The sequence below is a fragment of the Streptomyces sp. NPDC028305 genome (assembly GCF_055569495.1).
Map to the genome: position 1 here is coordinate 558777 of NZ_JBVHTN010000006.1, position 12990 is coordinate 571766.

At 72.6% G+C, this 12990-nt stretch carries 8 protein-coding genes, 2 tRNA genes and 1 pseudogene; 6 read left to right on the top strand and 5 right to left on the bottom strand.

Annotated elements, in window-relative coordinates; genetic code table 11:
- Nucleotides 1-75: 75 nt before the first annotated feature.
- Complete coding sequence (locus tag ACZ4WQ_RS27945) at nucleotides 76-1740, top strand: long-chain fatty acid--CoA ligase (RefSeq protein WP_398376094.1); 1665 nt, start codon at nucleotides 76-78, stop codon at nucleotides 1738-1740.
- On the opposite strand, the pseudogene ACZ4WQ_RS27950 reads toward ACZ4WQ_RS27945, so the two are convergent.
- Both ACZ4WQ_RS27950 and ACZ4WQ_RS27955 read right to left on the bottom strand, forming a co-directional pair.
- Nucleotides 1712-3009 (bottom strand): annotated as a pseudogene (locus ACZ4WQ_RS27950) (MFS transporter). The gene ACZ4WQ_RS27945 and the pseudogene ACZ4WQ_RS27950 sit on opposite strands and share 29 nt — an antisense overlap.
- A 12-nt stretch (nucleotides 3010-3021) precedes the next feature.
- The gene (locus ACZ4WQ_RS27955; protein ID WP_398376093.1) at nucleotides 3022-4650 is read right to left on the bottom strand and encodes an IS200/IS605 family accessory protein TnpB-related protein; all 1629 of its coding nucleotides are present in this window, start codon (nucleotides 4648-4650) and stop codon (nucleotides 3022-3024) included.
- Between the two features lie 285 nt (nucleotides 4651-4935).
- Between ACZ4WQ_RS27955 and ACZ4WQ_RS27960 the strand changes: the two genes are divergently transcribed.
- Nucleotides 4936-5595 carry a TetR/AcrR family transcriptional regulator gene (locus tag ACZ4WQ_RS27960; RefSeq protein WP_358846656.1) on the top strand — a complete coding sequence of 220 codons (660 nt, stop codon included), beginning with the start codon at nucleotides 4936-4938 and terminating at the stop codon, nucleotides 5593-5595.
- Nucleotides 5596-5629: 34 nt separating this feature from the next.
- On the opposite strand, the gene ACZ4WQ_RS27965 is transcribed toward ACZ4WQ_RS27960, so the two are convergent.
- Together ACZ4WQ_RS27965 and ACZ4WQ_RS27970 are read right to left on the bottom strand one after the other, a co-directional pair.
- Nucleotides 5630-10159, bottom strand: a complete 4530-nt coding sequence (locus ACZ4WQ_RS27965; RefSeq protein WP_398376091.1) for a response regulator — start codon at nucleotides 10157-10159, stop codon at nucleotides 5630-5632.
- Nucleotides 10160-10384: 225 nt separating this feature from the next.
- Nucleotides 10385-10774, bottom strand: a complete 390-nt coding sequence (locus tag ACZ4WQ_RS27970; protein ID WP_358846676.1) for an SSI family serine proteinase inhibitor — start codon at nucleotides 10772-10774, stop codon at nucleotides 10385-10387.
- On the opposite strand from ACZ4WQ_RS27970, the gene ACZ4WQ_RS27975 reads away from it, so the two are divergent.
- The 4 genes from ACZ4WQ_RS27975 to ACZ4WQ_RS27990 all read left to right on the top strand — a co-directional run bounded on the left by ACZ4WQ_RS27975 (nucleotide 10713) and on the right by ACZ4WQ_RS27990 (nucleotide 11933).
- Nucleotides 10713-10853: a hypothetical protein gene (locus ACZ4WQ_RS27975; protein ID WP_358846678.1), complete on the top strand. Its 141-nt coding sequence runs from the start codon at nucleotides 10713-10715 to the stop codon at nucleotides 10851-10853. The genes ACZ4WQ_RS27970 and ACZ4WQ_RS27975 overlap by 62 nt on opposite strands.
- Before the next feature lie 187 nt (nucleotides 10854-11040).
- Nucleotides 11041-11130: transfer RNA gene (locus tag ACZ4WQ_RS27980), tRNA-Ser, on the top strand.
- 270 nt (nucleotides 11131-11400) lie between these two features.
- Nucleotides 11401-11473, top strand: a tRNA-Arg gene (locus ACZ4WQ_RS27985).
- 151 nt (nucleotides 11474-11624) lie between these two features.
- Nucleotides 11625-11933, top strand: coding sequence for a hypothetical protein (locus tag ACZ4WQ_RS27990; protein WP_398376090.1), 309 nt, complete (start codon nucleotides 11625-11627; stop codon nucleotides 11931-11933).
- 520 nt (nucleotides 11934-12453) lie between these two features.
- Here ACZ4WQ_RS27990 and ACZ4WQ_RS27995 read toward each other — a convergent pair.
- Nucleotides 12454-12939: an ATP-binding protein gene (locus ACZ4WQ_RS27995; protein WP_398376088.1), complete on the bottom strand. Its 486-nt coding sequence runs from the start codon at nucleotides 12937-12939 to the stop codon at nucleotides 12454-12456.
- Nucleotides 12940-12990 lie beyond the last annotated feature (51 nt).

The window sequence follows — 12990 nt, forward strand, 5'->3', positions numbered from 1 at the left end:
CATACCGCCCGGTCGGCTGCACAATCGGCGGACACCTCGACCCGCGCGTAACCGGAACCACCCCTGGAGGCCCCGGTGCTCAGCACGATGCAGGACGTACCGCTGACCGTGACCCGCATCCTCGTCCACGGGGCACAGGTGCACGGCAAGGCCCAGGTGATCACCTGGACCGGTGACGGCGAGCCGCAGCGCCGTACCTTCCGCGACGTGGCCCTGCGGTCCACCCAGCTCGCGAACGCCCTGCACGAAGAGCTCGGGGTCGAAGAGGGCCAGGTCGTGGGCTCGCTCATGTGGAACAACTGTGAGCATCTGGAGGCGTATCTGGCGGTGCCCTCGATGGGCGCCGTGCTGCACACCCTCAATCTCCGGCTGCCCGCCGACCAGCTGACCTGGATCGTCAACCACGCCGCCGACCGCGTGATCATTGTCAACGGCTCGCTGCTGCCGCTGCTCGCCCCGCTGCTGCCGCTGCTCACGTCCGTCGAGCACGTGGTCGTCACCGGGCCGGGAGACCGCTCCGTACTGGACGGCTGTCGCGCCGCCGTCCACGACTACGAGGAGCTGATCGAGGGCCGATCCACGCGCTACCCCTGGCCCGTCACCGACGAGCGCCGGGCCGCGGCGCTGTGCTACACCTCCGGCACCACCGGCGACCCCAAGGGCGTGGCCTACAGCCACCGTTCGATCTATCTGCACTCGATGCAGATCAACAGCATGGAGGGCTTCTGCCTGTCCGCGCGGGACACCCTGCTGCCGGTGGTGCCGATGTTCCACGCAAACGCGTGGGGCACTCCGCACGCCGCCTTCATGGGGGGCGCCTCCATCCTGATGCCCGACCGCTTTCTCCAGCCCGCGCCGCTCGCCGACATGATCGAGTCGGTCCGGCCCACCCTCAGCGCCGCCGTCCCCACCATCTGGCAGGGCCTGCTGTCCGAGCTGGACGCGAGGCCGCGGGACGTGTCCAGCCTGCGCGAGGTCTACATCGGCGGGTCGACCTGCCCGCCGTCCCTGATGAGGGCGTTCGAGGAGCGGCACGGCATCCGGGTCGTGCACGCCTGGGGCATGACGGAGCTCTCGCCGCTCGGCTCCGTGGCCCATCCGCCCGGCGGTCTCACGGCGGAGGAGGAGTGGCCGTACCGGGTGTCCCAGGGCCGGTTCCCGGCATCCGTGGAGTACCGGCTGACCGCGGCCGCCGGCGGGCTCGTGCCGTGGGACGGCAGTTCGGTGGGCGAGCTGGAGGTGCGCGGCCCGTGGATCGCGGGTGCGTACTTCGGCGGGGCAGACGGCGAGCCCTTCCGCCCGGAGGACAAGTTCACGCCGGACGGCTGGCTGAAGACCGGCGATGTCGGCGCCATCTCGGAGGACGGCTTCCTGACGCTGACGGACCGGGCGAAGGACGTCATCAAGTCGGGCGGTGAATGGATTTCGTCGGTGGAGCTGGAGAACCACCTGATGGCCCATCCCGATGTCGCCGAGGCGGCGGTGGTGGCGGTGCCGGACGAGAAGTGGGGGGAGCGCCCGCTGGCGACGGTGGTGCTGAAGGACGGCACCGGGGTCGGCTACGAGACGCTCCGGGCGTTCCTCGCCGAGCGGATCGCGCACTGGCAGCTGCCGGAGCGCTGGGCGCTGATCGAGGAGGTGCCGAAGACCAGCGTCGGGAAGTTCGACAAGAAGGTGATCCGCAGGCGGTACGCGGACGGCGAGCTGGACGTCACGCAGCTCGACCCGTCCGGGGCGTGAGGCCGGGGCGCCGGGCGGCGCCCAGCCAGCCCAGGACCAGCCAGCAGGCGGCGACGGCGCACACCCCGCCCCAGCCCCAGTGCCCGTACGCCGGCGCCGCGAGCGCGGAGGCGGCCGCTCCGCCGACGAACGCGGCGACGATGTAGGCGGTGTTGGCCGCGGCCGGGGAGGAGGTCGCGGTCAGGGCCCGTGTCTGGTTGGCGACCTGTCCCGTCATCAGCTCGGCGTGCAGCAGTACCGCCGCCACGCACAGCGCCCAGATCCGCGAGCCGCCGAGCCAGAAGAGCGGTACGGACGAGGCGGCGAGCACGTACGCGGCGCCGACCACCCGGGTCACGCCGAACCGGTCCACCAGCCCGCCGGACAGCGGCCCCATGGCGCTCGCGGTCAGCCCGAAGAGGCCGAACAGCCCGGCCGCGCCCGTCGACATCCCGTAGCCGGGCCCCGTGAGCAGCAGGGCCAGGGCCGTCCACAGGGCGCTCCACGCCCCGTACATCCCGCCCTGCCGCAGGCACGCGCTCCGCACCTCGGCCGAGGCGGCGAGCACCCGGGGCACCCGGGCGACGCCCTTGAGGACCGCCGGCGGGTCGCTCTTCGTCCGCGGGCGGGTCTCGGCCGGCAGCAGCGCGGCCGTCGCCAGGCCGATGAGCGCGGTGAGGCCCGCCGCGCCGAGGAAGACCGCGCGCCAGCCGTACGCCTGCCCGGCGAGCCCGCCCAGCACCCGGGCCGCGACCACTCCGGCGAACAGCCCCGCGACGACCACGCCGAGGTGGCGGCCGCGCCGCTCGGCGGGTGCGCGCTCGGCGACGAGCGGCACCAGCAGCTGCGGTACGACCGTGGCGGCGCCGGCCGCGAACACGGCGGCACCGAGCGCGGGCAGCCCCGGCGCCAGCCCCGCGACGACCAGGGCCACGCCCGCCGCGGCGGACAGCGCGCCGACGAGGCGGCGGCGGTCGGCGGTGTCCCCGAGGGCGCGAAGAGCAGCAGCCCGGCCGCGTAGCCGAGCTGGGCGACGGAGGCGATCCACCCGGCGGCCGACGGGGCGACGCCGAGGTCGCGGGCGATCAGGTCGAGGAGCGGCGCGGCGAGGTAGATGTTGGCGGCGGTCACGGCGGTGCACAGGGCGATGACCGCGAGGAACACGCCGGTGGGCGGGGTGCCGCGGCGGGCGGGGGTGCTGATGGCGGTCGGCGTGACCGTATCCGTATCCGTATCCGTATCCGTAGCCCTGCCCCGGCCCCTGTCCCTGTTTGCGTCTGTAGCCGTCATCGCCAACCGTTCCTAGAGACTGAGCGGGAGTGAGTCCTGGTGCCAGAACCCATGCTCAGCCGTGTGCCCCGAACGGTTGTGGGCACACTGGTTCCCCGCTTTCGCTCCGCGTCCGGCGCCGGCGGATCGTGTCCGTGGTCCGGGAATGCGGGGGCGGGTTTCCTCACGCCCCAGGACGCCCGATGCGGCCTGGACGCTCCGATGCCCCGCAGCATCGCTCCGGTGCTGTGGGGGCGGTTGTGTCCGTCGCCGGATCGGGCATCCCAGGGCGCGCCGTCCGATGGCCACGGCGGCGGCGTCGTGGCGGGTGGTCTTGCGGGTTTTGGTGGTGAGGGGTTTTTGCCAGTGCTGGGCGCCCCAGCGGGAGGTGTAGGCGGGGTCGACGGCCATGACGGTGATGCCGAGTTCGGCTGCCATGGACACCAGTCTGCTGCGCAGCTTGCTCACGGGTATGCCGGAGATCAGCTTGCGGAATCGCTTGCGTCGCCCGTGCTTCTCGCGGGTCTTCTCCGCCTGGAAGTCCAGGTCCTCGATCGCGATGGCGACACTGTGGCGTTGGGCCCAGTGCAGGAGGCGGATGAGGGCGTGCCGCACCTGCGCGTCCCGGTGCGGTGCGCTGCCAGACAGGTCGTAGTCGAACCTGTGGGGTTCGCCGACGGGGTTGCCGTGGGCGTCCAGGCGCCAGGCGGCCAGATGGTCGGCGTTCATGTCCACGCCGATCAGCCCGCCGGAGCGGGCCGCCTCCAGCGGCTCTGTCCTCACGGGCAGGATCTGCCAGGAAGCAGTCAAGTACCAGCGGCCACGCCCCACGTCGAAGTGGATGCGGTACGCCACGGCCCGGTTCGCCGCGATACGGTCGGCCCACTGCGCGCCCCGATGCCGGAAGTGGACCCGGCAGGCGAGTACGTACCGGCCGTGGGGCGCGTTCGCCAATGTGGCCAGTGGCGCCGGAAGCTTGATGCTCACCTCACCGTTCGGGGTGACGCGGATCGTCTCGTTTCCGCAGCCCTTCCCCGACTCGCCATCGGCCTGGAGGAACCAGCGCTCGGCCTCCCACCGCTCCCGCCACTGCGCCTCGGAAAGCTGGCCGGCTTGGAGGTTGTGGCGGTTGCGCAGCGGCTTCCTGCCACCGCGCACCACCCGCACCCGCCCGGCCGCACGGTCGGCCCGCTCCCGCTCCAGCCGGTCCTCGAGCAGGTGCAGGCGCCTCGACTTGGCGAACCACTCCTGCCGGGAGCGGTAACCACCCGGCGAGCCCTGGGAACCCTTCGCCCCAACCGGGAGCGACAGCCGACGAGCGATCGTATCGATGCCTGCCTGGAGGCTCTGGATATGCGCGAGCTGACCGCGCCGGGCCAGTGCCCACTGATCATTCGTGGTTTTCGTGATGCTGCCCGCCCACCGCGAGGAGGCCTCCCTGGTCAAAGCCCGCTTGCGCTGCGCCCACTGATCACTGTCATGCTCCAGCCCAGCCGCGCAGCGGGCCTTCAGGTCACGGGAGGCCAGCGAGCCCAGCAGACTACCGACCAGGCGTAGGACCTCCTCGTCCTGCCCGGTCAGGCCCTTGAGGCTGCCGCGGATGGCCACCCCGGTCGGGCCGGGGGCCACGAACGGCGCCGCCACCTCGCGCAGCCGACCCATCCCCCACCCCCTACACGAGTCGAAGTCCCCCGCCACTGCACCCAACGAGCACCTCCCGTGAAGGTCACGCATTCGACTCAAGAACTTCCGTTCCCTCCACAGGCCCGTCGCACGGTCGTCGATGCTCACTCATGCACACCCAAACGCGCCCAAGCACTGTCAACCGGCAGCAGCTCCAAACCCCTCCGTGCGGGCTCGTCCGCCGCTAAGTAACCAACTGGTTGGTTGTCGAGTCTGTGGCTCCAGGGGAACGTTGTCAACCAGGTAGTTGGTTACTCTGGGCTCATGGCACCAGCAAGGGACGCGGAGGCGACCAAGGCCCGGATCTTCGCGGCGGCCACCGCGGAGTTCGCCGCCCATGGCATCGCGGGGGCCCGCATCGACCGCATCGCCCGCGAGGCGAAGGCCAACAAGCAGCTCATCTACGCCTACTTCGGCGACAAGGCCGAACTGTTCACGCAGGTGGTCCAGCACGCCATGCTGGCCATCGCGGCCGCGGTCCCGCCCGACGCCGAGAACCCGGGCGACTATCTGGACCGGCTGATGGCCTACCACGCCGACCACCCCGAGCTGCTGCGGCTGATGCTCTGGGAGGGACTGGAGTACGGCGGCGGTGGCGGTGTCGGGATCGAGCGGCAGGAGCAGCGCCGCGCCTTCTACGCCTCGAAGGCCGCCGCCTTCGGCGCCGCGCAGGAGCGGGGCGCCATCGAGCGGCACCTCCCGCCGGAGCACCTGGTGTTCATCATCAGCGCGCTGGCGGGCTGGCCCCTGGCCGTCTCGCAGATCCGCAAGCTGCTCCTCGGCGACACGGAGGAGGCCGCGGCACGGCTGCGCGATTCGCTCCGTACCGCCGTCGGTCTCCTCACCGGCACGGACGGCACCGGCACGAGCGGCAGCGGCTCGGACCGCACCGGAACGGACGGCACCGGCACCGGCAGTTCATGACGCGGCGGTCCGCCGGCACAGGGCCCGGCGGACCTCAGTTGTTGCCGATCTTGGCCAGCAGATCCACGATCCGGCCCTGCACCTCCGCGCTCGTCGAGCGCTCCGCGAGGAACAGCACGGTCTCGCCCGAGCTCAGTCGCGACAGATTGGCCGGATCCATGTCCGCCGAGGTGTAGACGACCAGCGGGGTGCGGTTGAGCAGCCCGTTCCCGCGCAGCCAGTCCACGATCCCGGCCCGTCGGCGGCGCACCTGCATCAGGTCCATCACCACCAGATTCGGCCGCATCTGCGCGGCGAGCGCCACCGCGTCCGCGTCCGTCGCCGCCCGGGCGACCTGCATGCCGCGCCGCTCCAGCGTCGCCGTCAGCGCGTCCGAGATCGGCTGGTGTTCCTCGATCAGCAGGACCCGCGGCGGGTGCTGCTCGCTGTCGCGCGGGGCGAGCGCCTTGAACAGCACGGCCGGGTCGGCGCCGTACGCGGCCTCGCGCGACGCCTGGCCGAGCCCCGCCGTCACCAGCACCGGCACCTCGGCGGCGACCGCGGCGGTACGCAGCGACTGGAGCGCCGTCCGGGTGATCGGCCCGGTCAGCGGGTCGACGAACAGCGCGGCCGGGTACGCCGCGATCTGCGCGTTCACCTCCTCGCGCGAGTGCACGATCACCGGGCGGTAGCCGCGGTCGCTGAGCGCCTGTTGCGTGGACATGTCCGGCGCGGGCCAGACGAGCAGCCGACGCGGGTTGTCCAGAGGCTCGGGGGGCAGCTCGTCGTCGGGCGGCGGAGTGCGGTCGTCGACGACCTCGATGGCGCCGTTCGGCCCGTCCAGCGGCTCCGGGCCCTCGGCGCCCTCGTCGGGCGCGCCGATCGCGAAGGCGCGACCCGAGCTCTGGGGCGAGCCGGGGCGCTGCGGATGCGCCCCGGACCCAGGCCCTGACCCCGGCCCTGCCCCTGGCCCGGACCCTGGCTGGGGGCGCGGCTGGGCGCCGGGAGCGCCGGGGTGGCCGACCGGCTCCAGCTCGGCCGAGGCGGCCTGGCCCGCCGGGTCGGGCTTCGCCGCCAGCTTGCGCCGCCTGCCCAGGCCTCCCGCCGCGGCCGTGCCGCCGGACGGCGTCTGGAGCTGCGCCTGCGAGTTGTGCGGGTGATGCTCCGAGACCTGCTGCGCGAACGGCACGCCCTGACCCAGGGTGCGCACGCTGATCGCGCGCCCCTGCGTGGTGTCGGGGCCCGGCGCGGGCTCGGCGGCGGGCAACTGCTGTGGCCGACGCTGGGGCTGAGGCTGAGGGCGGTGCTCCGCGGGGCCGCCCGGCCAGGAACCGGGCTGCCCTGCGCCCTCCTCCATGGCGGGCATGGCGGGCACGGCCTGCGCCCCGGGCTCCGGCTGTTCGTCGGCCAGCGGCCGCCGGGCCCGCCGCCGTCCGGTGGGCTGCGGGGCGCCGCCCGTGTCGTACTGCTCGTCGTCCGGGGCGTACGGACCCTCGTCCGCGCCGTAGGGACCGCCCGGGCCGGCGTTCGGGTCGTTCTGGGGTTGGTTCCAGTTGTTCTGTTGTTGTTCGGGGGTGCGTGCGGCGGGGAGTGCGGGCATGGCCCGTCCGCCTTGGGGGGCCGGGGGTGTGGCGGGGCCGGGAGCGGCCGGCCAGCCGCCGCCCTGCGGGGCTGCGTTGGGCGGTACGGGGCCGCCTCGTACGGCGAGGCCACCGCCGCCGCTCCTGCTCGGCACGGGCACGCCGCCCTGGGCGGCCTGGGCGCCGGGCCCGGCCGGTCCGCCCTGGGCCGCGCCTCCGCGGGGGTTCCGCGCTCCGTGCTGGGCGGGGACGAGGCCCACGGGCCCGAGCTCCGGCGGCAGCGCGGACTCCGGCGTCCGGTCGGCCGCCGCGGGCGGCAGCGCGAACGGGGACCGGCCGCCGGCCGGGTCACCCGCGGGCTGCGGCTGGGCCTGGGGCTGACCTTGGGGCTGCGCCTCGTCGGCCCCGGCCCGTCCGGGCGCCTCGCCGAGCGCGCGCCGGGCCCGCCGCCGCCCGGCGGGCTGGGCGGTGGGCTGAGCGGGGGGCATGGGACCCGGGCCGCCGTTGGGGCTGTTCTGGGGTTGGTTCCAGTTGTTCTGTTGTTGTTCGGGGGTGCGTGCGGCGGGGAGTGCGGGCATGGCCCGGCCGCTTTGGGGGGCCGGGGGTGTGGCGGGGCCGGGAGCGGCCGGCCAGCCGCCGCCCTGCGGGGCGGCGTCGGCCGCCGCGGGCGGCAGCGCGAGAGCGGAACGCCCCTGTCCGGCCTCGGCCGGGGCGCCGCGCCGGGCCCGCCGCCCGCCCGGGGCGGACGGCTGCCCGGCCATGCCCTGGGGCGGCACCGGACCCATCGCGGCGGGCGGCGGACCGGCCTGTGGCGCACCGCCACGGGCATGGCGATGGGCCCCCGAACCCTGGCTGTCGGTATCGGCGTTCGCGGCTGCGGGTGCCGGCTGTTCTTCGTCCGGGTGGCGACGGGCGCGACGACGCCCGGTCGGGCGCGGCTCATCGGCGGTGTCGTCGTTCCCGGGCGCGGACACGGGGGGCGCGGAACCGGCGTGCGGGGCGCGGGGATCGGCGCCTTGGGCGCCGGGCGTGCGCGGCGCGGCACCCCCGTTGGCGCCGCCTCCGTTCGTACCTGCGCCGTTAGTAGCGGCACCGCTCGTACCGGCCCCGTTTGTACCGGCGCCGTTCGTACCCGCGCCGTTCGTACCCGCGCCGTTCGTTCCGTTTCCGGGTCCGCCCGCCGGGCCGCGCCGCGCGCGCCGTCCTGCCTGTGCCGCCGCGGCCGCGGCGGCCGTCGGCGTCCGGCCGGTGCCCGCGCCGCCGCCGGAGGTGCCCCGGCCGGAGGTGTTCCGTACCTCCCCGGTCCCGGACGTACGCCCCGCCGCCGCGGCGCTGTCGCCCTGCCTCGCCTGTTCGGCGGCGGCCGCGGAGATCGGCACCTCGAGGACGTACGCGTGCCCGCCCATGCCCGGCATCTCGTGGGTCTGTAGCACGCCCCCGTGCCGCCGTACGATCCCGCGGACGATCGGCTCGTGCACCGGGTCGCCGCCCGCGTACGGTCCGCGCACCTCGATCCGTACGACATCGCCGCGCTGCGCCGCCGCGACCACGATGGTCGAGTCGCCCGTAGCACCGCCCGGGCCCCCGGTCGCCTTGCCGGTGGAGTCGACCCCGGCCACGTCCGCGATCAGGTGGGCCAGCGCCTGCGCCAGCCGCTCCGCGTCCACCTCGGCCTCGATCGGCGGCGCGTGCACGGCGAACTGCGCCCGCCCGGGGCCGATCAGCTCGACCGCGCCCTCGACGCCGGCCGAGACGACCTCGTCCATGGAGACCGCGTGCCGGGTGAAGTCCTCGCCGCCCGAGTCGAGTCGCTGATAGCTCAGGACGTTGTCCACCAGCGTGGTCATCCGGGTGTACCCGGCGGCGAGGTGGTGCAGGATCTGGTTGGCCTCGGGCCACAGCTGCCCGGCCGGGTCGTCGGCGAGCACGGCGAGTTCGCCGCGCAGCTCCAGCAGCGGGCCGCGCAGCGACTGGTCGAGCACGGCCAGCAGCTGGGTGTTGCGGGCGGCGAGCGCGTCGTACCGCTCGGCGTGTCCCTCCCGCTCCCGGGCGAGCTGGGCGGTGAGCTCCTTCCGCTGCTCGGCGAGCTGCTTCGTGAGCTTCTCCCGCTCCTCCGTGTGGCGCGCGGTGAGCTTCTTCAGCTCCTCGGCGTGCTCGGCCGTGAGGCTCTCGAGTTCCTCCGCGTGCTTCGCCACGAGGGTTTCCTCGGGCCGCCGGTCGGTGAAGGTCATCACCGCGCCGACGAGCTGCTCCCCGTCCCGCACGGGCGCGGTCGTCAGGTCGACCGGTACGGCACTGCCGTCCTTCGCCCACAGCGTCTGGCCGCGCACCCGGTACTTACGGCCGGAGCGCAGGGTCTCGGTGAGCGGGGACTCCTCGTACGGAAGAGGGGAACCGTCCGGGCGCGAGTGGTGTACAAGAGGATGAAGCTCCTGACCGCCCAGGTCGCTGGCCCGGTAGCCGAGGATCTGCGCCGCGGACGGGTTGACGAGGACCACCTTGCCCTCGGTGTCCACGCCGACCACGCCCTCCGCCGCCGCGCGCAGGATCATCTCGGTCTGGCGCTGTTGGCGGGCGAGCTCGGCCTCGGTGTCGAGCGTCCCGGTCAGGTCGCGCACGACGAGCATCAGCAGTTCGTCGCCGGTGTAGCTGTACTGGTCGGCGTAAGGAGTCCGGCCGTCCTCCAGATTCGCGCTGGTGACCTCGACGGGGAACTGCATGCCGTCCGTGCGCCGCGCCATCATCCGCGTCGGCTTGGTGCGGCCTGCCTCGTCCTGGTCGTCGGGGCGGCGCATCGAGCCCGGAATGCGATTGGAGTCGAAGGAGGGGAGAAGATCCAGCAGACCGCGGCCGACGAGCGCCGTTCCCGGCACCTCGAAGGTCTCGAGGGCGATGTGGTTGGCGTTGACGACCGTGCCGTTGCAGTTCACCAGCAGCAGCGCGTCGGGGAGTGCGTCGAGTATGGCTGCGAGGCGAGCAGCGCCTCGGGATGGCCTGCTGCTCACGACGACGCTTCCTCCCTGATGTACCGCACCTTGCCCGACACTCGCGGTCGTTGTGCCGCCGCATCCGTGGAGTGTCCTCAGGGGAGTCTACGGGCAGCGGGGGCGGACGCGGCGGTAGATGAGAGGGAGGTCGCAGCACGACGTACGCGTCTCGGCGCACGCCTGGACAAACCTCCTGGCGAGCCTTACGGGCCCGTTACGTGCCAGTCCCGGCCAATCCTCAGGTCAGCTCCCAGGAAGGCGCAAAACAGTGGAAAATCTGTCCCATCGAGCGATCTCGCACCCATTGGCCCGGGAGAACCGCGCGTCCACCGGCCGCCCCGCCCAATGACCGCGCACCTGCGCGGTGGCCGGCCCCCCGTACTGCCCCGTGCACATCGCCCCGGGCGGCACGGGCGCGAACGGATCCCTCCCCCACACCACCGCCGAGTCCAGCTGATCGCAGGCCCCCTGCGCGGCCGGGTGCGTCCCCCCGGTGGGATGGCATGACAGCGAGTACGTGACGGAGTCCGCGGCACTGCCGATCCGCGACACGGTGACCAGTAGGTGATCGGTGCTCCCGTCCCCGTACGGCAGAGGCAGCGGCACGGGCGCGGCCCAGGCGGCGGCGTTCATCGTGGCGGCGGAGGCGGCCGCCGCGACGACGGCGACGGCCAGGCGGTGCAGCAGGGGCATCGGGGCGCTCCAGGTGTGATCACGACGGGGCGCACTGCCCCTGCCCCTCTAACGCGCCGCCGTCGTGCGCGTTGCGCCGCCATAAGGGCTTTGCGATGCGCCCTGCCAGCCGAGTACCGTAGGCGGCGATTGGTGACATCCCACTGGGCTGTGACATCATCTGCACACACCGCGTCGCGCTCGCGCGAATAAGCGTCGGTGTGTATGGAGGCTTCGCCTAGTCTGGTCTATGGCGCCGCACTGCTAATGCGGTTTGGGGTAACCCCCCATCCCGGGTTCAAATCCCGGAGCCTCCGCTCTCACCGGAGCCCTGGCCCCTGCGGCCGGGGCTCCGCTGCGTTTCCCCTCGGGCACGTCCACCCCCACCCGGCCCGCTGCCCCATCCGTGGCCCACCTGCCCCACCACAGTGATCATCCGGCACCCCCTGCCGATCTTCCGGATGACCGCCAAAAGAGAGTTTTCCCAGGTCAGGGGGGGTGCGGGAAACGGATTTCACCTGACGCCACAGGTCATGTAATGTTGTCCCCGCAACGCCGACCGGCAAGAAAAATCGCCGGGAAGCCAAGCGCTCGTAGCTTAACGGATAGAGCACTTGACTACGGATCAAGAGGTTGCAGGTTCGAATCCTGCCGAGCGCGCCCCAGCTCAGAGGCCCCTTCCGAACATCGGAAGGGGCCTCTGGCGTATGTGTTGACAGCAGTCCCGACAGCAACCGTCGCGCACGTGGATCAAAGACCGCGAGCGCTCACCGTCGCCTGAGCCCGAAACATCTACGGGAAGGTGAGCCATATGAGCAGAGCGGGTGAGTGTGAGGCGACCCTGGCCCGTCTGTGGCGGGAACACCTGAGCGCGCCATTCCCGACCGGACTGCGCGGCGCGGAGCCGGCGGGTATCGACGTGGTGCTGCTCGACGCGACCATCGCCGGGTGCGTTTCCACCTGGCAGAACAATGGCGGCTCCCTCGACGCAGGGCGCCACCGGATACTGCGCGACTGCATCGCGGACCTTGATCGAGCCCTGCCGATGATCATCGATGCGGAAGAGCTCGGATACTGTCAGCGCCTGCACCGAATGGCCACGTCGGCCCTGCTTTCTTGAGGCAACGACGCCCAGGTGTGCCGTGGGCGCGGAAGCCGATCAGCTGGGCTGCTGCCGTATGGCTCGACAGGCCCGCCGCACCCGGGATCAGCGGTGATTTCGGCAGGGCCGGGGGCCACTCATGCGCGGTCCGGCCCTCCACCCGCCGGTCGGGTATGAAGATGCGGAGAGCCGGACCGCAGACGGCGGACGGGGCAGAGTCCACCGCCATCCCCGAGGCGCAGTGTGTGACGTCAGTGAGGCGGGGGAGCTCACAGGATGTGTGCTTGCCTCACGGACACTGAGCCAAGGGGAGTTGAGGGGCGAGGGCTACCGGGTCCTTCCCAAGGCGCGGGAGCCCTCGTCCCGTCTCTAGGGCAGCAGCGCGCCGCCTTGCCACCATGGGGCGTGTCGTCCGCCTGAGCGCAGCGGCACGTCTCGGCGGTGAAGCAGGTCGTAGAGCATGGTGCTCGCTATGCCGAACCGTCGTTGAATCTCTGTGACTCGCATGTTGTCCCGGTACGCGGTGATGATCTCTGCCTCACGTGCCGCCCATCTCGGCGTCCGCTTCGCCATGCTGCATCCCACCCTTCATCCCTTGACCAACATCCGAACCAGGAGCCGTCAGCACGGCCCACACCGACTTGCCGACCACCGGGCGCGGGGTCACACCCCACCGGTCCGCGAGCGCTTCCACCAGGACCAGCCCTCTGCCATGGGGAACTTCAATGCTCGGGATCTTCAGCTTGGGCCACTCGTCCGAAGCATCGTGAACCTCAATCCGTACGCTCTCGCCCTGGAGCAGGTACCGGGTTTCGATCTCCCGGCCAGGCGACACCCGCGCGTGCCGAACAGCATTCGTCACCAGCTCGGACAGCACCAGGAGCGCCACCTCCTCGACGGTGGTCAGACCCCAACCACTCAGGGCCTTACGCAAGTCGGCGCGTGCCAGGCCGACGGAACGTGGATGGCGGGCCCAACGCCGGACCACCTCACGCTCACTCGGGTTCGTCAGCTCTGGCTTCATGGCCACAAGCTTGCAGGTCAGAAGCCCCGTTCGGGCCACTCAATGGGGTAC